Genomic DNA, 25,996 nt, shown 5'->3' on the forward strand with positions numbered 1-25,996 from the left:
GCACGAGCGAGGGTCGATTCTGCCCCGAGGTGGGGGCCTTGCGGCAAGCCCCCACCTCGGCGATATCCTGGAAATGCAGACGGAGAGCTACGCCTCGTGCACCGTGCGGCCGGCGATCACGGTCCGCACCACGCGGGTCGTCAGCAGGGCAGCGGGATCCCCCTCGAACGGGTCGACATCGAGAACGACGAAGTCGGCCGCATATCCGACAGCGATACGGCCGCGCCAGTCCCCGTCGCCGATCGAGGCCGCGGCATCCCGAGTGGCATGCGCGATCGCACGCTCCAGGGGGAGCGCCTGCTCGGGATGGATCGCCGGCACGCCCGGAGCCAGAGCTGAAGCACGGGTAGCCGCGACGTACATGTTCGCCATGGCCTCATGCGGCGCCGTCGGAGCATCGGTAGAGAAGGCGAGGAGCGCGCCAGCCTCGTCGTACTCCGACCAGGCGAACGCGCGGTCGGCCCGTTCGTCTCCGACCTGTGCCGCCCAGTTGGAGAAGATCGCGGGATCGGCGTGCACGGGCTGCATGGACGCCGTCACTCCGAGCCGTGCCATCCGCTCCGCGGTCCCCGGCGCCGCGTACTCGAGGTGCTCGATGCGGTGCCGTCGTTGGCGGTCGCCGTTCACAGCGACCGCATGCTCGATCGCATCGAGGGCGAGGGTGCTCGCCGCATCGCCGATCGCGTGCATCGCGATCTGCAGTCCTGCGGCGTCCGCCGCGGCGACGACCGGCAGCAGGCGTTCGGCGGGCCAGATCGGCGCGGCGTTCGTCCCGTCGGCGTAGGGTGCCCGCATGGCGGCCGTGCACGCGTCGATCGTCCCGTCGAGCACGAGCTTGATCCCGAGCACCCGCACCCCCGCCGTCGTCGAGGACGCATGGGCGGCGGCCTGCGCGACCTGCGCGAGGTTCGCGGCATCGTCGCCGGTGTTGACGATGAACCAGTGCGCGGCGATGCGCAGTGGCAGGCTGCCGTGAGCGGCCGCACGACCGAGGGCGGCGAGCCCGAGCTCGTCGAAAGCCATGTCGACGGCTCCGGTCACGCCGGCGGCGAGGTACGCGGAGACGACCCGCTCGACCGCCGCATCGCGCTGCGCATCGGTGGTCGTGGCGTCGCGATGAGCCCAGGCGTGCAGCTGCGCGGCGGTCTCGTAGAGCATCCCGGTCGCATCGCCGGCCGCATCGCGGGCGATGCGGCCGCCGATGGGGTCGGGGGTGTCGCGGGTGATCCCGAGCTCGGCGAGCGCGGCCGTGTTCACCCAGCACGAGTGATAGTCGTTCGCGTCGAGGTAGACCGGGATGTCGGAGACGACCGCATCGATCATGGCCGCTGTCGGCTCACCGCCGGGGATCGCATCGAACAGCCATCCGCGTCCGCGGAGCACACCGGGCGCGGCCTCGCGCGCGGTGCGGAGCCGGCGCTGGATCTCCTCGAGAGAGGAGGCGTCCGTGAGTCCTACCTGTCCGAGCGCTTCGCCCATCATGAGCAGGTGGGTGTGCGCGTCGGTGAATCCGGGGAGCACGACGCGGCCGTGGAGATCGACGACCGCATCGGCGTGCGGTGCCGATTCCTCGGTGCCGACATGCACGAACGCGTCGTCGTCGACCACGAGCGCTGAGCTCCACCGGGATTCGTCCCCGGTGAAGATGCGGCCGTTGCGGTAGAGGGTGCGGGTCATGCGTCGATCTCCTGTGCGGTCATGCGTTCCAGACGGGTCGAGATGAGGGCGATCGCCCCGGTGGGGACGGCCAGGATGAAGCTCGCGATGCCGAGCGCCACCGCGAATCCCTGATATCCCAGGGCGCCGACGAGGGCCGCGCCGATGACCGGGGTGAGCGCCGACCCGACCAGGTAGACGGCGAGCAGCGGTCCCGACCAGCGCCCGTCGGCATCCAGTGCCGCGGACGTCGACACGAAGTACATGAACGCGATGGCGTAGATGGAGTTCCAGGCGATGAACACCACGATGAAGGCGGTGGGATCGGTGACGAACCCCTCCACGATCTTGAGTGCGCCCCCGGCGACCAGCAGGACGACCAGGGGAACCGCGCGCCCGAATCGGGCTCCGACGATCATGAGCAGCAGCGAGCCGAGGAGTCCCCCGGCCGTTGCGCCACTGAGGGCGATGCCGAGCCCTTCCGGAGTGAGGCCGGCCTGTTCCGCGCCCATGATGCCCGCCATCGCCCAGAGGGAGTCTTCGCTCGCCGCCCACAGGGCGAACACGATGAGGAGTCCGAGACCGGCGATCGTCACCGTCCGCGAGCGGGCGGGGGAGGTGCGCACGGTGCCTGTCGGAGGGATCTCGATCGGCATCGCCTCGGCGACGGCCGCCCCCGCCTGCGGGGCGAGGACCGGAGCGGCGGGAAGCCATGCCGAGGCGATCAGCCCGATCAGGCTGAACAGCGCCAGCGCACCGAAGACGTCGAGAGGGGCGAGGCCGATCAGCGGGATCACGGCGAGGACCACCGTGATGACTCCGCGGTTCGCGAGCCCGTTGAAGCCGGCGACCCTGTCGGGGTTGCGGAAAGCGGCGAGCGCCGCGCCCGATGCGGCGACCGCGCCACCTGCTCCGGCGCCGCCGAGGAGCAGCCCGGGAAGCATGGCCGCCGGCGCGAGGGCCGCGGTCGCGAAGCCCACGACGGCGAGGCCGAGCCCGGCGCGCGCGACCGTGCGGCGATGCACCCCGGCGCACAGCGGGGCGATGGCCAAGCCGGTCACCGCGGTGAGCAGGAGGGTCGCGGTGACGAGCCAGCTGGCGGTGAGGACGTCGAGGCCGAGGCCTGTCTGCGCGGCGGTGATCATGTAGGGCGACAGATTGACGCCCAGGTACCCCGCGATCCCGATGGCGAACGTCGCCGTCGCCGTCGGGAAGCGGAGGGGGATTCGGGTGCGGAGATCGAGAGTGGTCATGGGGCTCCAGGGAGTCGGCACGGCATTGTGCGGAGAGAGGGAAGACAGCGGACGTGCGGCGGGTGGGGCACGAGGCGTAAACGAATGGTGTTCGTAAACGAATGGTGTTCATTATTATGCACAGATGAGGGTTCTCGCGGAACCCCCAGATCTCATACCCGGTCCGCCGGAGAAAGCGAGTCCCCGATGCCGAGGCCTTCCTCCCCGCTCCTGTCCCCGGAGATCATCGGCTCGGCGGGTCTCGCGCTCGCGAGAGCCGGCGAGCCGTTCGGAGTGAACGCCATCGCCCGCGAGCTCGGCGTGCGCCCGTCATCGCTCTACAACCACGTCGACGGCATGGACGGCATCCTCGAGCTCATGCGCGGAGAACTCGTGGAGGGGTACCGCGTCGAGTGGCACGGCGAGCCCTGGGACGAGTTCGTGCTCGCGGTGCTGCGCACGCAACGCCGGATGTACGCAGACCACCCGCAGCTCGTTCCGATGCTCGTGGGGAAGACGATCACGCACCCGGCGGTCATCGCCGCATACGACGATCTCGCATCCGTGCTCGTCGACGGAGGCTTCCCCGACGATGAGGTGCTCTCGGTGATCGCCGTCATCGACGCTTTCGCGATCGGCTTCGGTCTCGATCTCGCCTCTCCCGACGAGGTCTGGCAGCCCGAAGGCGGCACGCGCACTCTGGGGCGTCTCATCGACGGTGCGGAGCGCGGGAGTGCGCGGTCGGATCGTACATTCGAGCTCGGGGTCGGCCTGCTCCTCGACTCGCTGCGCGCGCGCCTCGTCGGCACTCCGCCCGTGACCGGTCAGGCGTCTTCCCGGTTCTGACGTAGCATGCACTCTGCCGCATCCGTCGATACCGAGGAGGACCCATGACGACCTGGAACCCTGACGAGCTCAGCCGCATCGCCGAGCCGGAGATGTTCGATCTCTCCGCGCAGCTCGACGACGGCACCATGCCGAAGACCGTGGGGATCTGGGCGGTCGCGGTCGACGGTCGTCTGTTCGTCCGCTCCTACACGGGACTTGCGGGCAAGTGGTACGCCCCGGCCCTGGCCAGCCTGCGCGGACGTGTCTCCGCGGGTGGCGTCACGAAGGATGTCCGCTTCGAGAGGGTCGGCGATGAGGCGATCAACGCCGCGATCGATGCCGAGTACCTCCGCAAGTACATGCCGAGCCCATACGCTCCCGAGATGGGTCAGGAGCCGGTGCGTTCGAACACGCTCGAGGTCATCCCGCTCGACTGACCGTGTCGCGATGCGTCGCGTCGACCGGGGAGATTGGCCCTCTCGATGACCCGCCCCAGACGGTGTCGTCGAGAGGGCTCACCGCCCTTCCCGGACGGTAGGGGAGGCGGCGAAGATATCGCTGCGCTCACGGCTGATTCCCCAGTCCTCAGCCTCGTAGCCCCCGCTACGAAGAGCAGAATATCGCTTAATCCGCTTGTCCGCCATTTGGGGGACAAAGAAATTTACGAATGTTGCTCGTGAGGGACTCCCTGTTGTCTTCCTGACGGCCTTCTCTAGGGTGGACTCATGGACAGACTGCTCGTGCTCACCGCTCAGGTCGCCATCGCCCACGGCCATCGCATCGAGGTGACGGAGCAGACCGATCCGCTCACCGACGAACCGGTCGTCCTCGCCATCGTCGACCTCGACACGGGCATCCGCTATCGACGCGCAGAAGACCCGAGTGGCGACTTCTCCCGCTGGATCGGGCGCGTCCTGCGCTGCACCGTGACGATGGGTGGCGCCGGCGCGCACACCTCGCTGCTCGTCGACCCCATCGGGCCCGGTCCGACCGGCGCCAAGGTCGCTCTCCGTGAAGCCGACGCAGCCGCCGACGCCGCGAAGGCCGAGGCGGACCGCTGGGGTGGAGCCGACCGTCCTCCCGTGGAGGAGCCCGAGCGATTCTGGTGAGTCGGGGCGGCCGTCCTCAGCGGAAGTCCCTGGACCGATGCGTGAGACCGGTGCGAAGATCCTCGAACCCATCGGCGAGCACGTTGACCACGCCCTCCGCAGATCGCTCCAGGATGCCGCGGATGATGAGTGCCGGTGAATCGCGGGCGACCCGGCGGTAGCGGTTCCAGACCCCGGCTGAGCAGACCACGTTCACCAGGCCGCTTTCGTCCTCGAGATTCACGAAGGTGATCCCGGCGGCCGTCGCGGGTCGCTGACGGTGGGTGACCAGACCGGCGACCTCGATGCGTCGACCGACCTCGTGTCCCTGCAGGTCGATCGCCGTCAGAACCCCGCGCGCGCGCAACTCGTCGCGGAAGTGCGCCATCGGATGATCGTCGGTCGACACGCCGGTCGCCCACAGGTCGGCGGAGAGACGCTCGTAGCTGGTCTGATCGGCGAACAGGGGCGGTTGCACCGCGACCGTCGTCCCCGGGAGGAACCGGGAACGGTCGTCCGCCGCGGCGCCGGCCATCCAGATGGCCTCTCGACGCTCCAGGCCCAGACAGTCGAAGGCGCCGGCGGTGGCGAGGGCCTCCAGCTGCGCGGCGGTGGCATCCGTTCGTCGCACCAGGTCGTTCAAGTCACGGTACCGGCCGTTCGCGTCGCGTTCGGCGACGATCCTCTCCGCCATCGGCACACCGATCCCACGGATGCCGCCGAGCCCCAGTCGCACCGCGAACTCCCCGTCCCTGCGGTGCGCGGCCGACTCATCCGGTGCCGCACGGTCGAAGCGGAGGACAGGTGGTTGAGGGTCGGTGAGGCACTCGTCCCGGCCGGTGGGCCCGTTCCCCGAGGCGCCGGCGAGTGGTTCCAGGGTCTCTGTCGCACCGGAGACATGCAGATCGGGGCGGTGGACCTCGACCCCGTGCCGTCGCGCATCGGCAGTGAGGGTCGCTGCGGAGTAGAAGCCCATGGGCTGCGAGCGCAGGAGGCCGGCGAGGAACGCGGCGGGGTAGTGCAGCTTCAGCCAGGAGCTGGCGTAGACGAGAAGGGCGAATGACAGGGAGTGCGACTCGGCGAAGCCGAAGTTGGAGAACGCCTGGATCTGCGCGTAGATGCGATCGGCCGCCTCATCGACGAGTCCGCGCCGCGCCATCCCCGCGTACAGCTTGTCCCTGACCTTCTCGATCTTCTCCAGGCCGCGCTTGGAGCCCATGGCCCGGCGCAGCAGGTCCGCCTCATCGGCCGTGCAGTCGCCGATCGCCGTCGCCATCTGGATGAGCTGTTCCTGGAAGATCGGGATGCCCAGCGTGCGTTTCAGGATGTCCTCCAGATCGCTGTGCGGATACGGGATCAGGAACTCCACCGGCTCTTCGCCGCGCAGGGCGCGCTCCCGGTTCTCCTCATCGATGCGGTCCTTCGCCATCTTGCGCCGCACGAAAGGATGCACAGCGCCACCCTGGATGGGTCCGGGGCGGATGAGCGCGATCTGGATGGCGAGATCGTAGAAGCTCCGCGGCTGCAGACGGGGGAGCAGCCCGATCTGCGCGCGGGATTCCACCTGGAAGACTCCGATCGAATCCGCACGGCAGAGCATGTCGTAGACCCCCGCCTCCTCCTTGGGGATGCTCTCGAGCGTCCACTCTTCGCCTGTGGTCTCCCGGATCAGGTCGAAGCAGTGCTGGAGGGCGGCGAGCATCCCGAGACCCAGCAGATCGAACTTCACCAGTCCCATGAAGGCGGAGTCGTCCTTGTCCCACTGGATGACCGTGCGGTTCTCCATGCGGGCGTGCTCCACGGGAACGACCTCGCCGACCGGGCGTGCAGTGAGCACCATGCCACCGGAATGGATGCCGAGATGCCGAGGAGCCTTCAGCAGCTCTCCCGCGTAGGCGAGCACGTTCTCGGGGATGTCGTGTCCTTCGACGGGCTCCAGACCCACGCCCCAGCCGTCGACCTGGCGGGACCATGCGTCCTGTTGGCCGGGGGAATGGCCGAGCGCTCTGGCCATATCCCGCACCGCGTTCTTCGGGCGGTACTGGATGACGTTCGCCACCTGGGCCGCCCGCTCCCTGCCGTACTCCCGATACACCCACTGGATGATCTCCTCGCGGCGGTCGGAGTCGAAGTCCACATCGATGTCGGGCTCTTCCGTGCGGGTCGTCGCGAGGAACCTCTCGAAGGGGAGACGGTAGAGGATCGGATCGACGGCGGTGATCCCCAGCAGGTAGCAGACCGCGCTCGCCGCGGCCGACCCCCGACCCTGGCAGAGGATGCCGAGCCGTCGTGCCTCCGTGACGATCCCGTGCACGATCAGGAAGTACCCGGGGAAGTCCTTCTCCTCGATCACGTCGAGCTCGCGCGCGATCCGGTGCCGGCCGTCGTCGTCCAGTCGCGGGTACTTCGTAGGCACCGCCTCCCAGACCAGATGGCGCAGCCAGCTCATGGGCGTGTGCCCCTCCGGCACCTTCTGCTGCGGCAGCGCCGGTCGTGCGAGGCGCAGGGGGAAGGCGGATGCCGCGGCCAGCTCGAGCCCGTACGAGATCGCTCCGGGGTGGCGCCGGAAGCGCGCCGACATCTCGGCCCCGCTGCGCAGGTGTGCACCGTCGTGAGAGGGCAGCCACCCGTCGAGCTCGTCCATGCTGCGCACCGCGCGCACCGCGGCCACGGCCTCGGCGAGGGGCGCCTGCGCCGGCGTGGCGTAGTGCACGTTGTTGGTCGCGACCACCGGCAGCCGCATCCGACGGGCCAGTTCGGCGAGGGTGTCGTTGCGACGGGTGTCGAGGGGGTCTCCGTGGTCGAAGAGCTCGACGGCGACGTGCTCGCTCCCGAACAGGTCGACGAGCGACCGCAGCGGATGGGCGGCGTCTCCGGCCTCGAGACCGCGGCGCACGGCGCCTTTGCGGCATCCGGTCAAGATCGTCCAGTGCCCGCCCGCACGTGCGGCGAGATCGTCGAGGTCGTAGACCGGGCGCCCCTTCTCACCGCCGCGCAGCTGCGCCGCGGTGATCGCCCCCGAGAGCCGGTGATAGCCCTCCGTGCCCCGGGCGAGGACCAGCAGATGCTCGCCGGCGGGATCGGCGTGACCCCGTTGTGGTGCGGGCAGGTCCAAGGAGAGCTCCGCTCCGAACACCGTCTGCAGCGGGCTCTCCATGAGGCCGGCCACCTCGGCGAAGCGCGCGGCGCCGTAGAAGCCGTCGTGGTCGGTGAGGGCCAGAGCGGTCAGCCCGAGGCGGTCGGCCTCGGCGAGGAGTTCTTCCGGGGAGGAGGCGCCGTCGAGGAACGAGTACGACGAATGGGCGTGCAGCTCGGCATAGGGGATCGGGTCTTCGGGTCGGGGCGCGGCGACGGGGGGCGTGCGCGTGCGGCGACGGCTCACCGGTCCGGGGTCCGTCCGCTGCCCTCGAGGCTCGGAGCCGGGAGGAGGCGAGGGTGACTCCTCGCCGCTGAGGGTGCGCTCCAGCTCGTTCCAGGACAAGGGGGGATTGTGCCACCCCATCAGCGATACCTCCCCTCGGCCCACCAGCGCTCGCCGGCGTGGAAGACCAGCCACGCGCGGTCGTGGTCGTCGACGATCTGGAGCCGGTGCCCTCGCTTCCCTCCGCCCGAGGTCCAGCGTCGTTCGTGCACCGGCCAGGGGCCGGCCCATGCCTGCACGGTCGCTCCCTCGATGCGGGCGGGGTCGTTCGAGAGCGCCCCGCGTTCGTCGACGCCGATGGTGCTCTCATCCGCGGCGAGCACCGCGATGGGGCGCGGGGGGAGGAAGACCTCGGCGGGCAGCGGATCGGGAAGGCTTCCCGGCCAGGGGGAGCCGGGGTCGCGCGGAGGGACCGTGCGCTCTCCCCAGGGCGTGAGCACCTGCCGGTCGGCGAGCCAGCGCCCACCCGCGACGGCGGCGGTGACCACGCCCTGATGGCCCAGCATGGTCTGCACGCGCGAGACCGCGTGGTGCAGGCGCTCATCGGTGCCGGAGCCGAAGAGACCGGGCTGGTGATGCGCGGCGTCATCGACGGCGGCGGGGATGATGCGCACCGCCATGATGCCGCCGAAAGCCCGCGCCTCGTCGACCGGTTCCTTGGCGGACTGCGCGGCCAGAGCCTCCAGCTGCCACCGCACCCGGTCGACCAGGTCGGAGGCGTCGAAGCAGGTCGGATGCAGCCAGGAGCGGGAGTAGACGGCCCCGTTGTCGTCGGTCAGCTCGATTCGCACCTCGGTGCAGACGAGTGAGACGTCGCCGAGAGCGAGCATCACCGCATCAGCCGTCCGGCGCACCGCGAAGGCCACCTGATCCGTTCCGCCCAGCGGGGAGTCGAACTCGATCCGCCGCGCCAGCTCCGGGTCGGGTGGGCGCGGCGTCAGCGGCCGGGAGTCGGCGCCGGCCGCGAGCGCGTGCAGGCGCGCGCCGTGCTCGCCGAAGCGATCGCGCACGTCGAGAGGGGCGAGGGCGGTGAACTCGCCGAGGGTGCGCACTCCGAGGCGGACGAGCAGACCGGTGATCTGTTCGTCGCGCAGCACCTGCACGGGGTAGGGCGCCAAGAACTCCCGGGAGCCCCCCGGTGGCACCACCGTGCACGCGGCGGAACCGCGCGCGGCGATCTCCGCCGTGAAGGGACCATCGGCGACCCCCGCACGTACCTCGGGGAAACCGGCCTCCGTCAGGACGGCGGTGAGTGCCTCTGCGGCCTCCGCCTCTCCTCCGTGGTAGCGGGAGATGCCCCGGGCGCGGAGGATCGCGAGCCCCGGTCGCAGCAGCGTGACCCCAGGGGCGTGTCTCTCGATCAGATGCAGCACAGGCAGGAAGGCGCGCTCGTCCCTCTCGGGGTCATGGGGGAGCACCCGCAGTGACGAGAGATGCCCCTGCGCGACCCGGCGACGCTGGCCGGTGCGCACGCCGTGTTCCCGGGCGGAGGCGGTGCACGCGACGATCGTGTTCGCCTGCACCAGGGCTGCGGGGGGATGCGGGGGTGCGCTGCTGAGGACGGCCCGCATCGGCCAATCGGGGAACCACAGCACGAGGACGCGAAGCGGGCTGTTCATCCGGCCTCCGCCCAGTGCAGGAGCTCCAGCGATACGGGCTCGACGGGCACGGGAGACTCGTGGGAAGGGGCGGAGAGCGGGGTGAGGTCGACGGCAGCGGGCGCGATGGCGATGGGCTCGACGGCGGTGGGCTCGACGGCGCCGTGTCCGCCCGGCAGCTGCACGCGCACGCTCGACGGGCGAGGGCTGTGCCGTGTCCGAGCCGTCACCGTGACCGTGCAGTCGGAGAGCAGTCCCCAGCCGGCACCGAGGCCGTGCCAGTGCGGGTCGTGCAGGCGAATCGTCCCCTCGGTCTGCGGCCAGCGCTCGACGCCGGGAGATTCGGTGACCAGGAGTGTGCATCCGCGATCGCGCAGGCGCGCGCTCAGCCGGGAGACGTCGGCGTCGCGAGCCCGTGAGCCGGGAGTCACGACGATCAGGGGAACGACTTCGGCCAGGGCGGAGGTCGCCGCCAGCCAACGATCGCCGGGTGCGGGCACCAGGATCAGTCGGGTGAGGTCGATGCCGAATGCGGCGGCCGCTTCGACGCCGAGGGTCGGCATGCCGACCACGGCGCACCAGAGTCCCTTCTGCGACGCCGCGCTGAGGAGCGCGAGCACGAGGCTCGGTGACGGGGAGACGGTGTAGGAGGTGCCGGTCTGCAACCCTTCCTCCGGAAGGAGGGCGGCGAGGGCGGGGTCGAGGGGGAGCAGCGCGTGCTCGCTGCGTCGCCGCTGCATCCGGCTGATCTCGCGGCGCAGTCGCAGCACTTCTCCCGCGCGGGAATCGCCCGCCGGGGAGAGCGGGGCGATGGCATCGAGCCCGATCACCTGCATCCTTTCTCGAAGATATATTCTAATATACCAAGGGGTCCGACTGACGATAGTTCGTACATCGGACATTGGCCAGGGGTTGTCCACAGGGGGTCGGGGCAGCGGTCGGCTATCTCCTACTCTGCGGGGATGGATATCCGACTCGCCCTCGTCGTCCTCGTGCACGGTCTCCTGCTGGGCGTCGGGACCTGGCTCATCGCGATCGACGTCCGCACACACCGGCTCCCGAACCGCATCGTGCTGCCGACGCTCGCCTCCCTGATCGGACTCGGCGCGATCGATGCCCTGTGCACGGGGGAGAGCGGGCCGTTCCTCCGTGCCCTCCTCGGCATGCTGCTGCTCGGCGGCTTCTACGCGGTGCTGCGGGTCATCAGCCGTGCGGGGATGGGTGGGGGAGACGTGAAGCTCGCCGCCGTCATCGGCCTGGTGTTGGGATGGCACGGCTGGCAGGCGCTGGCGGTCGGCGCGGCAGCGGCCTTCGTGCTGGGGGCGCTCTACGCGCTCATGCTCATCCTGCTGCGAAGAGCGGACGGTTCCACGCGCATCGCCTTCGGGCCGTGGATGATCGCCGGCGCCCTTCTCGGCGTCGTCCTCGGATGACGCCGCCCTCGGAGGAATCCGCATGCCTCGCCCGGATACCGCACCGACGGCGCTACCCTGAGCACATGGCACTCGCACGGCTTCACGGAGGCCCGCTCGACGGGCAGATCATCCCTCTCGGCGACGCGGACGACAAGCTGATCGTCCCCTACAGCGAGACGCAGGTGGTGTACAACCGCCGAGGCGGACCGCAGAACACCGGCCCCAACGATGGGCCCACCGAGATCGACTACTGGTTCGAAGAGTCTCTCGAGGACCTCACGCTCGACGATGACTGAACCGTCCCGTACGGTCGAGGTCGAGCGCAAGTACGACGTCGATCTCGAGACGCCGCTGCCGCACTGGGACGCGATCCCCGGAGTCGACACCGTCACCTCCGGCGAGGAGCGCATCCTGGATGCCCGGTACTTCGACACCGCCGACGGTGCTCTCTCGCAGAGCGGCGTGGCGCTGCGTCGTCGTACCGGCGGGCCCGATGAGGGCTGGCATGTGAAGGGTCCGCGGCAGGGTGACGGGCGACTCGAGATCGGCTGGCCGCTGGGCGAGGGCGATGAGCTTCCTCCCGCCGTCGCAGAGACCGTCTCGGAGTGGACGAGCGCACCCCTCACCCCGCTCGCACGCATCGAGAACGACCGCACTGCCTATCTGCTCACGGGCCCCGGCGGGGTCGTCGCCGAGTTCGTCGACGACCGGGTGCGCGCCACCGACCTGCGTCAGAACGTGCTGCGCGAATGGCGGGAATGGGAGATGGAGCTCGGGCCCGCGGCGCCGTCCGATGACGCGGGGCGTGCCCTGTTCTTCGACGCCGTTGAGCAGGCCGTCCGCGCAGCCGGAGGCCGCGAATCGGCATCCGGTTCCAAGCTTGCGCGGGCGCTCGGCTTCTAGGGCAGGCCGCGGTCGCGCGCAACCCCTTCCCCCGAGACGGTGCGCAGTGCTTGAGTGACACCATGAGCCGACCGCCTGTGCTTCGATCGCTGCAGACGATCGTCCCCGACACCGTTCTCGTCCAGGAGCAGGTGCGTGATGTCTTCGCGCAGCAGCCCGACCTCGGGAGGCTGGCGCAGCGCATCGTCACGACGTCCTTCAACGTCTCAGGGATCGACGCCAGGCACACGGTGATCGATGAGCTGTCGCTCGCATCCGACACGACCGATCCCGTCTTCTTCGACCGGCGAACCGGGAGGCTGCTTGCCCCCGGCACCAAAGTACGCAACGACCTCTACACGCGTGAGGCCACGCGGCTGTTCGTCGAGGCTGCGAGGCGAGCGATCGGGGCCGACCCCGATCTCGGGCCCGCCGATGTGACGCATGTCATCACGGTCTCCTGCACCGGATTCCATGCCCCCGGCCCGGAGTACGAGATCGTCCGCGCCCTCGGGCTGTCCGATGCGGTGCAGCGTTTCCACCTCGGCTTCATGGGCTGCTATGCGTCCATGCCGGCGCTCCGCGCAGCGAGTCAGTTCTGCGCGGCGGACGAGAACGCGGTCGTCCTGGTCGTGAGCGTGGAGCTGTGCACGCTGCATCTGCGCTCCTCGGAGGACCCCGACACGATCGTCGCCTCGTCCCTGTTCGCCGATGGTGCGGCTGCCGGAATCGTCACGGCCCGCGACCTTCCCTCTCCTTCGACCGGGCTGCGCCTTGACCGCTTCCACACCGCGATAGCGCCGGAGGGCGAGAAGGACATGGCCTGGACGATCGGCGACACCGGATTCGAGATGATCCTCTCCACCGCGGTTCCGCAGATCATCGGCGAGACGATCATCGGCGCCCTCCGTCCGCTCTATGCCGCGGAAGAGAGTCTCGGCGAGGCCTTCGAGGCCGGCAGCGTGGGGGAGGTGGTCGAGCACTGGGCGATCCACCCCGGTGGGCGCAGCATCCTCGACAAGGTGCAGGAGCGGTTGCACCTCAGCGACGCGCAGCTGCACCCGGCCAGGGAGGTGCTGCGGCAGAACGGAAACATGTCCAGCGCGACCGTGCTGTTCGTCCTCAAACACATCCTGGAGGAGGAGGAGGGGGCGAGGGCAGGGGACCGGGTCTCTGCGATGGCGTTCGGCCCGGGGCTCACCGCCGAGAGCGCGCTGATGACCGTCGTCGCCTCGACCGAGTCATGAGGCGGTCCCTCGCCACGCGGGACGTCGGCGCCCGCGAGCTGATGGACGATCCGCATGCCGATGCGCGCAAGCTGGCCCGGACCTACGGGCGGTTCGGGTTCGTGAACGCTCTGGTCTCCCGCCCGGGAACCTTCTACCGTCGTGACATCCGGCCTCGGGCGCTGCGCTCCCGGTCGTTGCGGATCCTCGACGTGGGGGCGGGCGGGGGCGACCTCTGCCGTCTGCTCGCCCGGCGATTGCGTCATGAGGGGCTCGACGCCGAGATCACCGCTCTCGACGTCGACGAGCGGGCGATCCGCTGGGCATCGGCGCACGATCGCGGCGCCGGCATCCGGTATCGCCGCGCCCTCACGACCGAGCTGGTGGCGGCGGGCGAGACCTACGACGTGGTGCTGTCGAACCACGTGCTGCACCATCTCGACGACGCCGAACTCCGGACCGTGCTCAGCGACTCCGTGCAGCTCGCGGCTCCAGACGGCTTGGTATCCCATCACGACATCGCCCGCAGCCGCACGGCTCATGCGCTGTTCGCCGCGGCGACGTGGCCGGTCTCCGGAACCCTGCTCGCGGACTCGTTCATCCGCGAGGACGGCCTCATCAGCATCCGCCGTTCGTACACGGTCTCCGAGCTCGCAGCGATCGCCCCGAGTGGCTGGATCGTCAGCGGGGGTGTGCCCGCTCGTCTGGAACTCCGGTGGGAGGGAGACCGTGCCCGACCATGACGTCCTGATCGTGGGAGCGGGGCCCGTCGGGCTGCTGCTGGCGTGTCTGCTGGTGCAGGAGGGGAGGCATGTCGCTGTGTGCGAGCGCCGTACGGATGCGGATGAGCGGACCAGGGCGATCGGGATCCACCGTCCGGGGCTGGAGGCTCTGGATACCGCGGGCATCGGTGACGCGGTGCGGGCGGAGGCGCTGCGCCTCGACGGCGGCGAGGTGCGCAGTCGCCGCCGGACTCTGGCGACTCTGACGTTCGGGCAGGATCACCCGATCCTCATCCTCCCGCAGCCGCGGACCGGCGCACTGTTGCGCGCACGCCTGCAGTCGCTCTCCCCCGAGTCGCTGCTTCTCGGACACGACGTGCGGGGCGTACGGCAGAACGCGGATGCCGTGCAGATCGCATGCGTTTCCCCCGACGGACCGCACGAGCTGTCGGCTTCCGTGGTGGTCGTCGCGGACGGCGTGCGCAGCCGACTCCGTGACCGGATCGACGCCGGGTGGCGCCGCCGCCTCGGACGGGCCTCCTATGCGATGGTCGACCTCGCCGATGCGACACCCGACGCGCGCGCCGTGCTGCACTGCGAACCGGAGGGACTCGTCGAGTCGTTCCCACTTCCCGGTGGACAGCGCCGGTGGGTGGTGCGGGAAGCGGAGGGCGGAGGTCTGCGCAGCATCGAGGAATTCTGCGCGACCATCGAGACGCGCACGGGAATCGCCGTCGCCCCCGCGGCGGACGCGATGCCGACGTCATTCGTCGCCGCGCAGCACGCGGCGAAGCGACTGCAGCGCGGGCGGCTGGTGCTCGTCGGCGATGCCGCGCACGAGATCAGTCCGATCGGCGGGCAGGGGATGAACCTCGGGTGGATGGATGCCGTTCGTCTCGCCACCGCCCTCGTCAGGACGCTGCCGAGTCGGACGCCCGACCTGTCGGGGTACGAGTGGCACGCGCGCAGATCGGCCTCGCGGGCGCAGCGCCGATCGGCGTTCTACATGTCGATGGGCGCTCCCGCTCCCCGGACGGTCGTGCGTGGACGGGAGGTGCTGATGCAGGGGCTCGGATCGGCACCGCTGCGCGGATGGACGACCGGCCTCCTCACGATGCGCGGCCTCTGACGGCTCCGGAGACGCACGAAGGCCCGATCCGCTGTCGGCGGACCGGGCCTTCGTGAGGAGTCTCGATCAGAAGTTGATCATGTGACCGGCGAGGCCGTGGAAGCCCTCCTGCAGCGCCTCCGACAGCGTCGGGTGGGTGTGCACGTTGCGGGCCAGCTCGAGAGCCGTCAGGTCCCACTTCTGGGCCAGCGTCAGCTCGGGGAGGAGCTCGGAGACGTCGGGGCCGATCATGTGGGCGCCGATGAGCTCGAGGTGCTCGGCATCGGCGATCAGCTTGACGAAGCCGACCGGCTCGCCCAGGCCGTGTGCCTTGCCGTTCGCCATGAACGGGAAGGTCGCGACCTTGATCTCGCGCCCCTCATCCTTGGCCTGCTGCTCCGTGAGACCGAACGACGCGACCTGCGGGGAGCAGAACGTCGCGCGCGGCATCATGCGGTAGTCGCCGAGCGTCTGGGTCTCGGCTCCGCCGATGGTCTCGGCGGCGACGACGCCCTGCGCCTCCGCCACGTGGGCGAGCTGCAGCTTGGCCGTCACATCGCCGATCGCATAGATGCCGTCGACGTTGGTGCGCATGTGGTCATCGATGTCGATCGCGCCGCGCTCGGTCAGCTTCACGCCGGTGTTCTCGAGCCCGAAGCCCTCGACGTTCGGGGCGAAGCCGACCGACATGAGGACCTTGCCGGCTTCGATCGAGCTCTGCTGGCCGTCCTTGCCGGTGTAGGTGACGGTGACCGAGGAGCCGTTGTCGACGACCGACTCGACCTTGGTCGAGGTGAGGATGTCGACGCCGTAGTTCTTGTACTGCTTCGTGATCTCCTTCGACACGTCGGCGTCCTCGTTGGGGAGCGCACGGTCGAGGAACTCGATGATCGTGACCTTGACGCCGTAGTTCGTCAGGACGTACGCGAACTCCATGCCGATGGCGCCGGCGCCGACGATGACGATCGACTCGGGCAGCTCACGGGTCATGATCTGCTCTTCGTAGGTCACCACGTTCTCGCTGAGCGTGACGCCCGGGAGCAGGCGGACCTTGGAGCCGGTGGCGATGATGACGTTGTCGAAGGTGACCTCTTCGGTCGTGCCGTCCGCCTTGGCGACCGAGATCGCCTTGGGGCCGGTGAAGGTGCCGCGACCGTTGTACTCGGTCACCTTGTTCTTCTTCATGAGGAAGTGGATGCCCTTGACGCGGCCTTCGGCCACCTCGCGGCTGCGATCGAAGGCCTTGCCGAAGTCGATCGTGAACTCACCGGAGATTCCGAAGAAATCAGCCTTGTGATTCAGGGTGTGGGCGAGTTCCGCGTTCTTCAGGAGCGCCTTGGAGGGGATGCAGCCGACGTTGAGGCAGACACCGCCCCAGTACTTCTCCTCGATGATCGCGGTGGACAGACCGAGCTGCGCGCTGCGAACCGCAGCGACGTATCCGCCAGGACCTGCACCAAGGATGACGACGTCGTAGTGTGGCATGCCTTAAGCCTATCGCTCGGAGGAGGGGTCGGAATCGGTCCGGGGGCCTCCGCCGCGGCGGCTCATGACGATCCAGACGACCACGCCGGCGACGACGAGCACGGCGACGATCACGACCACCCAGATCCAGGCGGACCCGTCGGCAGAATCGCCGGATTCCGTCACGGTCGTGGCCGTGGGGGCGGGGGCTGCCGTCTGCTCGGCCGTCGGCGGCGTCGTGGTCGGCGCGGCGCTGGGTTCGGTCGTCGCGGCGCTTTCGTCGCCGACGGTGACGGTGAAGGAGTACTCGCCCGACGTGGGGTGCCCGTCGCTGGAGACGACCTTCCAGATCACGTGGTAGGCGCCGGCCGGCCCCGAGCCCGTCAAGGGCTGCGTGACGATCGCGCCGTCGACGGTCGCCGGACCATCGGTGATGGAGGCGCCGGACGGATCGGTTACGACGACCTCGGTGGCGCCTTCGCCGCCGATCAGCTTCGCGTTGAAGGTGAGCGTCAACGCGGCGGGAACGACCTCGACCGACTCGTCTGCCGCCGGCGACGACGACACGAGTGCGTCGTGCGCAGAAGCGGAGAGAGGGGAGAGGAGCACGAGAAAGGCGGCGAGCAGGGTCGCGGCGAGGGCGATCGGGGCGGCCGAGCGGCTCAGAGCTTTGGTCTTCACGAGGACAGCCTATGAATCCTCGGTATGGGGCGGCTGAGTGTGGAAGGGGCCTCCCGCGACCGGCCCGGCATCCGTTAGTCTGGACAACCAGGAGGGCACAGTGACTGACAGCGACAGCCGACCGGCCGGAGAAGCCGCGATCCACCGTTCCGGTGAGCAGAGACACGACGTTACGCAGACGTTCGGGCACGATTCCGATCTGTCGTTCGTGCCGTTCGGAGTGGAACTCACCGACGTCGAGCAGTCGGCGATCGCCGCGCTGCCTGCGGGATCGGCGCTTCTGCTGGTCCGCTCCGGCGCTCTCGCCGGAGCCCGGTACCTCCTCGACACCGACGTGACGACCGTCGGCCGTCACCCCGAGGCCGACATCTTCTTCGACGACGTGACGGTCTCGCGCCGGCATGCGGAGATCACGCGCACGGGGTCCACGTTCGAGATCATCGACCAGCGTTCGCTCAACGGGACCTACGTCAATGGCGAGCGTGTCGATCGCAGCACCCTGGTGGACGGTTCCGAACTCCGCGTCGGCAAGTTCCGTCTGAACTTCTTCGCCTCTCCGCACGACCGCCCGGCGGCGAACGCCTGATGGCGGCCTCTCCTGCCCGCGAACGCTCTGCGTCCGCGGGTCTGTTGAGTATCGGTCAGGTGCTCGCAAGGCTCACCCCGGAGTTCCCCGACCTGACCTCCAGCAAGCTGCGCTTCCTCGAGGTGCAGGGCATCGTCACCCCCTCTCGCACCGACTCCGGCTATCGCAAGTTCTCGGCGTCCGACATCGAGCGCCTCCGGCTCGGACTCACGCTGCAGCGTGATCACTACCTTCCTCTGAGCGTCATCCGCGAACAGCTCGACGACGTCGACGCCGGGGGAGACGCGACTGCTCTCGTGCCCCCGCCGTCGATCACCCCGGCGCCCCGCCGGTACCGCCGCGACGAGCTCCTCGCCGCGGCCGGAGCAGGCCCGCAGCTCCTCAACGACGCCATCAGCACCGGCGTCATCACCGCTCAGGAGAGCTACCCCGAGGCGACGGTGACGCTGCTTCGCGGTCTCGTCGGCCTGGACCGCCACGGCATCGAGCCGCGGCACCTTCGTTCACTGCGTCAGGGCGCCGAGCGCGAGGTCGCCCTCATCGAATCCGCCATGTCCGCGCTGCTCCGCCGGACCGATGCGGCCTCCCGAGCGAAAGCTAGCGAGCTCGCTCCCGAGCTCGCCACGCGCATCGACGAAGTGCGCTCGCTCTTCGTCAAGGATGCGCTCTCGCGCGTGCTTTCGTAACGAACTGATTGCGACACACCTTCGCCGCGGCACGGATGTGATTGCCGGTGCCCAGGCACTGCTCTACCGTGGAAGATAACCGTTCCAGGGAGGATTTCAGATGAATGCGGATGAGCTCACAGGCGACCCGCGGTTCGTACCCGAACTCCTCTTCACCGACGGCCTTCCGGCCATGGATGACGAGGTCGGCTACCGCGGTGCGGTCGCTGCTCGTGCCGCCGGCATCACCTATCGTCAGTTGGACTACTGGGCTCGCACCGAGCTGGTGGAGCCCACCGTCCGAGGCGCGAGCGGCTCGGGTTCGCAGCGTCTCTACGGCTTCCGCGACATCCTCGTCCTCAAGCTCGTGAAGAGTCTTCTCGACACCGGCATCTCGCTGCAGCAGATCCGCACCGCCGTCGAGGAACTCCGTCGCGCCGGCATCCGCGATCTCGCAGGCACCACGCTCATGAGCGACGGCGCCTCGGTCTACCTCTGCACATCGAACGACGAGGTCATCGACCTCGTCAGCCGCGGTCAGGGTGTCTTCGGAATCGCCGTCGGCAAGGTGCTCCGCGAGGTGGAGTCGACGCTCGTCGCCTTCGATGCCACCGCTCCGGACCCTGTCGACGAGCTGTCCGCTCGTCGCACCAAGCGTTCCGCCTGACGTCTCACGTCATACAGAAAACGGCCGTCCTCGAAGAGGGCGGCCGTTTCGCTGTGCGCGTCGGGAGGGTCAGCTCTGCTGACCGCTCTCGGGGACGGGGATGCGACCGGTGCGGATGATGCGGTCGAGCAACTGGTCGAAGTCGGCGGCGAGCTCCTGGGCGGAGTCTCCGGGCCAGATGTGCAGCGGCTTGGCGGCACCCTGAGCCTGCTGCAGAGACGTGCGCTCGGGCAGCTGAGGGGAGAGCACGAGCGGCCCGAACATGTCGCGTAGCTCCTTGATGCGGAACTGGTGCTCGATGGACTGGGGGCGCACGCGGTTCACCACGATGCCGAGCGGCTGGAGTCGGGGCGAGAGTCCGCGCCGGATCTCCTCGATCGCGCGGAGGGCGCGGTCGGCTGCGGCGACGGAGAAGAGGCCGGGTTCGGTGACGACCATGACACGGTCGCTCGCAGCCCACGCCGTGCGGGTCAGCGCGTTCAGGGACGGCGCGCAGTCGACGAGCACGAGGTCGTAGTCGGCTTCGACGGAGGCGAGGGCCTCTTCGAGCTTCCACACGTCGCGCACACTCGGGTGCGGGCCGTCGAAGTTGATCGCGGAGGGGCTGCCGATGAGCACGTCGATCGTGCCCGGGTGCACCTTCGCCCAGCCGCTGGAGGTGATCGCCTGACGGACGACCTTCTCCTTCGGGTTCGCCAGGACGTCGGCGATGTTGAGTCGTCCGGCCACCTGGATGTCCATCCCGGTGGAGACGTCGGACTGCGGGTCGAGGTCGACGACGAGAGTCCGGACGCCTCGGGCGAAAGCCGCTGAGGCCAGCCCGAGTGTCACGGTCGTCTTGCCGACGCCTCCCTTGAGAGAGCTGACGCTGAGTACGTGCACGGAGACCACGTTACCTTCCCCTAGGCTGGGGGAACACTCAGCCCCGCCCCATGCGCATCGAAAACGCTGCGCATCGAGCTCCCAGAGGTGTGCATGTTCCAGAAGATCCTTGTGGCGAACCGCGGCGAGATCGCGATCCGTGCCTTCCGTGCGGCTGTCGAAGTGGGAGCGCGCACCGTCGCGGTGTTCCCGCATGAGGACCGCGGCTCCGTCCATCGGCTCAAGGCCGATGAAGCCTACGAGATCGGTGAGCGCGGGCATCCGGTGCGCGCGTACCTGAATGTCGACGAGATCATCCGCGTCGCACTCGAGTCGGGGGCGGACGCGATCTACCCCGGATACGGCTTCCTCTCCGAGAACCCGGAGCTCGCCGAGAAGGCGGCGGCGAACGGCATCGTGTTCATCGGCCCGCCATCGAACGTGCTCGAGATGGCCGGAAACAAGGTCGAGGCGAAACGCCATGCGATCGAAGCCGGTGTCCCGGTCCTCCGCTCCACCGAGGCATCCGATGACGTCGAGGCGCTGGTCGCCCAGGCGGAGGAGATCGGATTCCCGTTGTTCGCCAAGGCCGTGGCCGGTGGCGGAGGCCGCGGGATGCGTCGTGTCGAGACGGCCGGGGACCTCGCTCCCGCTCTGGCCGAAGCGATGCGAGAGGCCGAGAGCGCCTTCGGCGACGCCAGGATGTTCCTCGAGCAGGCGGTCGTACGCCCGCGCCACATCGAGGTGCAGATCCTCGCCGACAAGACCGGCGAGACCGTGCACCTGTTCGAACGTGACTGCTCGGTGCAGCGGCGCCATCAGAAGGTCGTCGAGATCGCACCGGCGCCGAACCTCGACGACAGCGTGCGCACCGCTCTGCACGGGTACGCCGTCGCCTTCGCCCGCTCCATCGGGTACGAGAACGCCGGGACGGTCGAGTTCCTGCTCGAGACCGCGGGGGAGCGCACCGGCGAGGTCGTCTTCATCGAGATGAATCCGCGCATCCAGGTCGAGCACACGGTCACCGAAGAGGTGACCGACGTCGACCTGGTGCAGAGCCAGATGCGCATCGCCTCGGGCCAGACCCTCGCCGAACTGGGACTGCAGCAGGAGAACCTGCATCTGCGCGGTGCCGCACTGCAGTGCCGGATCACGACGGAGGATCCGACGCAGGGCTTCCGCCCCGATACCGGCAAGATCACGACCTACCGCTCTCCCGGGGGCGCCGGGATCCGTCTCGACGGCGGCACGGTCCATCAGGGCGCACAGATCAGCCCCCACTTCGACTCCATGCTGGCGAAGCTCACGTGCCGCGGGCGTGATTTCCCGGCAGCCGTCGCCCGCGCCCGTCGTGCCCTCGCCGAGTTCCGCATCCGCGGTGTCTCGACCAACATCCCCTTCCTCCAGGCGCTCCTGGAGGACGACGCGTTCATCGCCGGCGACGTCAGCACGTCGTTCATCGACGAGCGGCCCGAGCTGCTTCGCGGTCGCGTCTCCAAGGACCGCGGCACGAAGCTCCTCAACTGGCTGGTCGACGTCACGGTGAACAAGCCCCACGGCGTGCACCCCGGTGTTGTCGACGCCGTCACCAAGCTTCCGTCGATCGATCTGACCTCGGAGCCGGTGCCGGGTTCGCGTCAGAAGCTCCTCGAGCTGGGGCCGGAGGGCTTCGCCCGCAGCCTTCGTGCGCAGACGGCGCTGGCGATCACCGATACGACGTTCCGCGACGCGCACCAGTCGCTTCTGGCGACGCGTGTGCGCACGAAAGATCTCGTCGCTGCCGCACCGTATCTCGCGCGGCTCACTCCTGGACTCCTCTCGGTCGAGGCATGGGGCGGTGCGACCTACGACGTCGCGCTGCGCTTCCTGGGCGAAGACCCGTGGGAGCGCCTCGACAAGCTCCGTGCCGCTCTGCCCAACGTGGCGATCCAGATGCTCCTTCGTGGGAGGAACACCGTCGGCTACACGCCGTACCCGACGGCGGTGACCGAGGCATTCGTCGCGGAGGCCGCCGCCAGCGGCGTCGACATCTTCCGCATCTTCGACGCACTCAACGACGTGGAGCAGATGCGTCCGGCGATCGAGGCCGTCCGCAACACCGGGACCGCGATCGCCGAGGTCGCGCTCTGCTACACCGGCGACCTGCTCGACCCCGCGGAGGACCTCTACACCCTCGACTACTACCTGGGCCTTGCGGACCAGATCGTCGAGGCCGGCGCGCACATCATCGCGATCAAGGACATGGCGGGTCTGCTGCGTCCCGCCGCCGCTGCCGCACTCGTCACGGCGCTGCGCGAGCGCTTCGATCTGCCGGTCCATCTGCACACGCATGACACCCCCGGCGGTCAGCTCGCGACGCTCCTCGCCGCCAGCGCCGCCGGCGTGGATGCGGTGGACGCCGCGTCGGCGCCGCTGTCCGGAACCACGAGTCAGCCGTCCTTGTCGTCGCTGGTCGCGGCCCTCGCCCATACCGAACGCGACAGCGGCATCTCGCTCGACGCCGTCTCCGACCTCGAGCCGTACTGGGAGGCGGTGCGTCGCCAGTATGCGCCCTTCGAGTCCGGGCTTCCCGGTCCCACAGGCCGTGTGTACCACCACGAGATCCCGGGCGGACAGCTGTCGAACCTCCGGCAGCAGGCCAAGGCGCTCGGCCTCGCCGACGACTTCGAGCTCATCGAGGACATGTACGCCGCGGCCGACCGTATCCTCGGCCGTGTGCCCAAGGTGACGCCGTCGTCGAAGGTCGTCGGCGATCTCGCCCTCCACCTCGCGGCGGTGAAGGCGGACCCTGCCGACTTCGAAGCCCATCCCGAGAAGTACGACGTCCCCGATTCGGTCGTGGGCTTCATGGCCGGCGAGCTCGGCGATCTTCCCGGAGGATGGCCGGAGCCGTTCCGCACCAAGGTCCTCGCCGGGCGCTCCGTGCGTACGGGTCTCACCGCGATCACTGCAGACGACGAGGCGGCTCTCGGCGGGACCAGCGCCGAACGGCGGACGCGACTCAACACGCTGCTGTTCCCTGCGCCCAGTGCGGAGTTCGCGGAGCGTCGCGAGCTGTTCGGCGACCTGTCGGTGCTCGACACGAGCGATTACCTGTACGGCCTCGTCGCCGGCCAGGAGCACCAGATCGAGATCGATCGCGGGGTGCGGCTGTACGTCGGGCTCGAAGCCATCGGCGACGCGGACGACAAGGGCATGCGCACCGTGATGACGACGCTGAACGGACAGCTCCGCCCGGTGTTCGTCCGGGACCGCTCCATCAAGGTCGATGCGATCGAGGTCGAGAAGGCCGATACCTCCGTCCCCGGTCAGGTGGCGGCTCCGTTCTCCGGCGTCGTCACTCTGAAGGCAGAGGTCGGAGCCGTCGTCCGGGCCGGCGAACCCGTCGCCTCCATCGAGGCGATGAAGATGGAGGCGGCCATCACCGCCCCCGTCGACGGCGTGGTCGAGCGCCACGCGATCGCTGAGACGCAGCAGGTGGACGCCGGAGATCTTTTGGTCGTGATCCGTCCGGCGCACTAATCTTGTGCGGGCGAGGGCCGCGCATGCGTGCGCACCCGAGGCTCGCGCAGGCTTGGAGCGACATCGTGACACCGAAGAACACCACCGACCCCGAGGAGAACTCGCTGGGGGTGCTCGACGAAGCCGCGTCTCTCCACACGGCCGGCATCGGCATCCTCGGCGGGACCGCTCAGGTCAGCGTGACCCTTCCCCGAAACGAGGAGGATGACCTCGCCGACGACGGCGTCGTCGACGGCGAGGTCATCGGCGACCTCGTGATCGATCAGGTGCCTGCCGTGGAGCAGGTCCCGAAGTCCGGGACGAAGGGGAAGACAAAGACGCTGCCGAAATCGCAGACCCGTCCTGTCTCCGCATCAGCAAACGTCGCCGCATCCGCGCCGGTCTCCGGATCGGCCCCCGTCGTCGAACCGGCGGAGGAGCCGGCGGCCTCCTCGAACGTCGAGCCCACAGTCGGGTCGACCGTGGAACCTCCCGTCGTCACGGGCGTGATCGACGAGACGCCCGTCATCGACGAGGCGTCCGTCATCGATGAGGCACCCGTCATCGATGAGGCACCCGGCACGGAACGGATCGTGATCGAGGTGACCGCACTCGATCCGGTGATCCCCGTCGACGATGTCGTCGTCGATGCGGTCGTCGTCGATGCGGTCGTCATCGATGAGCCGGACTCTGAGCCGGTCACCGACGATCTGGATTCCGCCGAGGGGCGGGCTGCAGAGGAAGCCGCGGCCGCCCGGTTCCTCTCCCAGGCTCGATCCGAGATCGAGACGACTCCTCCTGCACCGGCATCCGCCGTGCGGGCGTCCGCCGAGAAGGAGACCACCACCGTGTCCACCCCAGAAGAGAGGCCCGTCGTGGCGAAACCGGCTCGCCCGGCGGCCCGCACGGACGTGACGCTCACCTCGAAGCGCCTGGACGATCTGGGCGAGTCCTCGCGCGAGTCCGCCGATCTGCTCACCGCCGACCGGTTGCTCGACCCGCACCGGATCGCGAAGCCGGAGCCCGAGGGGGCATGGAGCCACTTCCTCTACGCCGTCTCCGGTCGTCGCATCAACATCGGCGACGGCCGTCGTGCGCGGGAGCGCAAGGCCCTCTCCGCGCGGATCGCCGCACCGCTCGCGGGGGGAGCGCGCTTCGTGCCCGTACTCTCCCGCAAGGGCGGGGTGGGCAAGACCACGATCACGGCGCTGCTGGGCATGGCGTTGGCCGACGCTCGGGAAGATCGCGTGATCGCCGTCGACGCCAACCCGGATCGCGGAACACTCGCCGAGCGCATCGTGCGTCCGCATCACCGTAAGTCCGTGCGCGACCTCGTCCGCATCCACGATGACGTCAAGGGATACCACGACATCTCCGCCATCGTGGCGCGCGACGCGACACGCCTCGACGTCCTCGCCTCCGATGCCGACCCGCGCATCGCCGAGGCCTTCAGCGACAGCGACTACCGTGACGTGGCCGGCGTGGCGGCGCACTACTACTCGCTCGTCCTCACCGATACGGGAACAGGGATCGTCCACTCGGTGATGTCGGCAACTCTCGATCTCGCCGACCAGGTCGTCATCGTCTCGGGGCTGAGTGTCGACGAGGCGCGCCTCGCATCCGAGACCCTCACGTGGCTCGAGACCAACGGGTATGCCGAGCAGGCGCGCGAGGCGATCGTGGTCCTCAACCAGTCCACGCCCGGGACGCCCCTCGTGCGGCTGAACGAGTTGCAGGCGCACTTCGCCACACGTGCACGGAGTGTCGTGCGGGTCCCCTACGACCCGCAGATCGCCGGGGGTGGCACGATCGTGTTCGCCAACCTTCTGCCCGAGACCCGCATCGCCGCCCGAGAACTCGCGGCATTGCTGGTCGAGGGCCTGCGGGCCAGGGCCGCCTGATGGCCGTCCGTGAGATCCGCATCTTCGGCGACCCCGTCCTGCGTACGGTCTGCGCCCCGATCGAGGTGATCGACGACGGGGTCCGGGCACTCGTGGCCGACCTCGTCGACACCGTCGAGCTGCCGGGGCGCGCGGGAGTCGCGGCGCCGCAGATCGGCGTCGCTCTGCGCGCCTTCAGCTACAACATCGACGGCGACATCGGCTATGTGCTCAACCCGGTGCTCACCGAGGTGCGCGGTGAGCCGGAGCCGACGGGGGAGGGCTGTCTCTCAGTCCCGGGACTCTGGCACGACGCGCAGCGCCATCCCTGGGCGCGCGTCGAGGGGATCGATCTCGACGGCGACCCCGTAGTGCTCGAGGGGGACGGCCTGCTCGCTCAGGCGCTGCAGCACGAGACCGATCACCTCGACGGCAAGCTCTTCCTGACCCGGCTCGACCCGGAGACCCGCAAGGTCGCCATGCGCGAAGTGCGAGAGAGCTCCTGGTTCTGACGC

At 69.3% G+C, this 25,996-nt stretch carries 23 protein-coding genes; 15 read left to right on the forward strand and 8 right to left on the reverse strand.

Features of this window, described 5'->3' with window-relative positions; translation table 11 throughout:
* Positions 1 to 87 precede the first annotated feature (87 nt).
* Together GZ64_RS0101515 and GZ64_RS0101520 are read right to left on the reverse strand one after the other, a co-directional pair.
* Positions 88 to 1,677 (reverse strand): amidohydrolase, encoded by a 1,590-nt coding sequence (locus tag GZ64_RS0101515; RefSeq protein WP_029264890.1) that lies wholly within the window; start codon positions 1,675 to 1,677, stop codon positions 88 to 90.
* The gene (locus GZ64_RS0101520; protein ID WP_029264892.1) at positions 1,674 to 2,909 is read right to left on the reverse strand and encodes a hypothetical protein; all 1,236 of its coding nucleotides are present in this window, start codon (positions 2,907 to 2,909) and stop codon (positions 1,674 to 1,676) included. Before GZ64_RS0101520 ends, GZ64_RS0101515 begins: the two co-directional genes overlap by 4 nt.
* A 186-nt stretch (positions 2,910 to 3,095) precedes the next feature.
* On the opposite strand from GZ64_RS0101520, the gene GZ64_RS19955 reads away from it, so the two are divergent.
* From GZ64_RS19955 to GZ64_RS0101535, 3 genes are all read left to right on the forward strand, one after another.
* Entirely contained in the window at positions 3,096 to 3,734 is a 639-nt protein-coding gene (locus GZ64_RS19955) for a TetR/AcrR family transcriptional regulator C-terminal domain-containing protein (protein WP_051667802.1), read from the forward strand.
* A gap of 44 nt (positions 3,735 to 3,778) precedes the next feature.
* Complete coding sequence (locus GZ64_RS0101530) at positions 3,779 to 4,153, forward strand: DUF2255 family protein (RefSeq protein ID WP_029264895.1); 375 nt, start codon at positions 3,779 to 3,781, stop codon at positions 4,151 to 4,153.
* A gap of 288 nt (positions 4,154 to 4,441) precedes the next feature.
* On the forward strand, positions 4,442 to 4,825 hold the full coding sequence (locus GZ64_RS0101535; protein ID WP_029258379.1) for a hypothetical protein: 384 nt from the start codon (positions 4,442 to 4,444) through the stop codon (positions 4,823 to 4,825).
* A 16-nt stretch (positions 4,826 to 4,841) separates the two neighbouring features.
* Here the strand turns inward: GZ64_RS0101535 and GZ64_RS0101540 are convergent, their stop codons facing one another.
* Genes GZ64_RS0101540 through GZ64_RS0101550 form a run of 3 tightly spaced genes read right to left on the reverse strand, consistent with a single transcriptional unit; the run spans position 4,842 to position 10,659 of the window.
* Positions 4,842 to 8,306, reverse strand: coding sequence for an error-prone DNA polymerase (locus GZ64_RS0101540; RefSeq protein WP_029264896.1), 3,465 nt, complete (start codon positions 8,304 to 8,306; stop codon positions 4,842 to 4,844).
* Positions 8,306 to 9,844 (reverse strand): DNA polymerase Y family protein, encoded by a 1,539-nt coding sequence (locus GZ64_RS0101545; protein WP_029264897.1) that lies wholly within the window; start codon positions 9,842 to 9,844, stop codon positions 8,306 to 8,308. Before GZ64_RS0101545 ends, GZ64_RS0101540 begins: the two co-directional genes overlap by 1 nt.
* Entirely contained in the window at positions 9,841 to 10,659 is an 819-nt protein-coding gene (locus tag GZ64_RS0101550) for a hypothetical protein (protein WP_029264899.1), read from the reverse strand. Before GZ64_RS0101550 ends, GZ64_RS0101545 begins: the two co-directional genes overlap by 4 nt.
* A 126-nt stretch (positions 10,660 to 10,785) precedes the next feature.
* Between GZ64_RS0101550 and GZ64_RS0101555 the strand changes: the two genes are divergently transcribed.
* The 6 genes from GZ64_RS0101555 to GZ64_RS0101580 all read left to right on the forward strand — a co-directional run bounded on the left by GZ64_RS0101555 (position 10,786) and on the right by GZ64_RS0101580 (position 15,197).
* On the forward strand, positions 10,786 to 11,256 hold the full coding sequence (locus GZ64_RS0101555) for a prepilin peptidase (RefSeq protein ID WP_029264901.1): 471 nt from the start codon (positions 10,786 to 10,788) through the stop codon (positions 11,254 to 11,256).
* 65 nt (positions 11,257 to 11,321) lie between these two features.
* Positions 11,322 to 11,534 (forward strand): hypothetical protein, encoded by a 213-nt coding sequence (locus GZ64_RS0101560; RefSeq protein WP_029258374.1) that lies wholly within the window; start codon positions 11,322 to 11,324, stop codon positions 11,532 to 11,534.
* The gene (locus GZ64_RS0101565; protein ID WP_029258373.1) at positions 11,527 to 12,141 is read left to right on the forward strand and encodes a CYTH domain-containing protein; all 615 of its coding nucleotides are present in this window, start codon (positions 11,527 to 11,529) and stop codon (positions 12,139 to 12,141) included. The genes GZ64_RS0101560 and GZ64_RS0101565 overlap by 8 nt, the downstream gene beginning before the upstream one ends.
* A 62-nt stretch (positions 12,142 to 12,203) precedes the next feature.
* The gene (locus GZ64_RS0101570) at positions 12,204 to 13,367 is read left to right on the forward strand and encodes a type III polyketide synthase (RefSeq protein ID WP_029264902.1); all 1,164 of its coding nucleotides are present in this window, start codon (positions 12,204 to 12,206) and stop codon (positions 13,365 to 13,367) included.
* Positions 13,364 to 14,089: a methyltransferase domain-containing protein gene (locus GZ64_RS0101575; RefSeq protein WP_029264904.1), complete on the forward strand. Its 726-nt coding sequence runs from the start codon at positions 13,364 to 13,366 to the stop codon at positions 14,087 to 14,089. Before GZ64_RS0101570 ends, GZ64_RS0101575 begins: the two co-directional genes overlap by 4 nt.
* Positions 14,076 to 15,197: an FAD-dependent oxidoreductase gene (locus tag GZ64_RS0101580; protein WP_051667804.1), complete on the forward strand. Its 1,122-nt coding sequence runs from the start codon at positions 14,076 to 14,078 to the stop codon at positions 15,195 to 15,197. The genes GZ64_RS0101575 and GZ64_RS0101580 overlap by 14 nt, the downstream gene beginning before the upstream one ends.
* Before the next feature lie 66 nt (positions 15,198 to 15,263).
* On the opposite strand, the gene lpdA is transcribed toward GZ64_RS0101580, so the two are convergent.
* Entirely contained in the window at positions 15,264 to 16,661 is a 1,398-nt protein-coding gene (gene lpdA, locus GZ64_RS0101585) for a dihydrolipoyl dehydrogenase (protein ID WP_029258369.1), read from the reverse strand.
* Between the two features lie 9 nt (positions 16,662 to 16,670).
* A complete protein-coding gene (locus tag GZ64_RS0101590) occupies positions 16,671 to 17,321 on the reverse strand; it encodes a copper resistance CopC family protein (protein ID WP_029258368.1) in 651 nt (216 codons plus the stop codon).
* 100 nt (positions 17,322 to 17,421) lie between these two features.
* Here GZ64_RS0101590 and GZ64_RS0101595 point away from each other — a divergent pair, with 100 nt between their 5' ends.
* The 3 genes from GZ64_RS0101595 (at position 17,422) to GZ64_RS0101605 (ending at position 19,239) form a co-directional block, all read left to right on the forward strand.
* Complete coding sequence (locus GZ64_RS0101595; RefSeq protein WP_029258367.1) at positions 17,422 to 17,907, forward strand: FHA domain-containing protein; 486 nt, start codon at positions 17,422 to 17,424, stop codon at positions 17,905 to 17,907.
* Positions 17,907 to 18,593 (forward strand): transcriptional regulator FtsR, encoded by a 687-nt coding sequence (ftsR, locus tag GZ64_RS0101600; protein WP_021199317.1) that lies wholly within the window; start codon positions 17,907 to 17,909, stop codon positions 18,591 to 18,593. The genes GZ64_RS0101595 and ftsR overlap by 1 nt, the downstream gene beginning before the upstream one ends.
* A gap of 100 nt (positions 18,594 to 18,693) precedes the next feature.
* The gene (locus tag GZ64_RS0101605; RefSeq protein WP_021199318.1) at positions 18,694 to 19,239 is read left to right on the forward strand and encodes a MerR family transcriptional regulator; all 546 of its coding nucleotides are present in this window, start codon (positions 18,694 to 18,696) and stop codon (positions 19,237 to 19,239) included.
* A gap of 69 nt (positions 19,240 to 19,308) precedes the next feature.
* On the opposite strand, the gene GZ64_RS0101610 is transcribed toward GZ64_RS0101605, so the two are convergent.
* On the reverse strand, positions 19,309 to 20,121 hold the full coding sequence (locus GZ64_RS0101610) for a ParA family protein (protein WP_029258366.1): 813 nt from the start codon (positions 20,119 to 20,121) through the stop codon (positions 19,309 to 19,311).
* 93 nt (positions 20,122 to 20,214) lie between these two features.
* Here GZ64_RS0101610 and GZ64_RS0101615 point away from each other — a divergent pair, with 93 nt between their 5' ends.
* From GZ64_RS0101615 to def, 3 genes are all read left to right on the forward strand, one after another.
* On the forward strand, positions 20,215 to 23,622 hold the full coding sequence (locus GZ64_RS0101615) for a pyruvate carboxylase (RefSeq protein ID WP_029258365.1): 3,408 nt from the start codon (positions 20,215 to 20,217) through the stop codon (positions 23,620 to 23,622).
* Between the two features lie 65 nt (positions 23,623 to 23,687).
* Positions 23,688 to 25,502, forward strand: a complete 1,815-nt coding sequence (locus GZ64_RS0101620; protein ID WP_029264907.1) for a MinD/ParA family ATP-binding protein — start codon at positions 23,688 to 23,690, stop codon at positions 25,500 to 25,502.
* Positions 25,502 to 25,993, forward strand: a complete 492-nt coding sequence (gene def / locus GZ64_RS0101625) for a peptide deformylase (RefSeq protein ID WP_029258363.1) — start codon at positions 25,502 to 25,504, stop codon at positions 25,991 to 25,993. The genes GZ64_RS0101620 and def overlap by 1 nt, the downstream gene beginning before the upstream one ends.
* Positions 25,994 to 25,996 lie beyond the last annotated feature (3 nt).

The sequence above is a fragment of the Microbacterium sp. Cr-K32 genome (genome assembly GCF_000708345.1).
GTDB lineage: Bacteria > Actinomycetota > Actinomycetes > Actinomycetales > Microbacteriaceae > Microbacterium > Microbacterium maritypicum_A.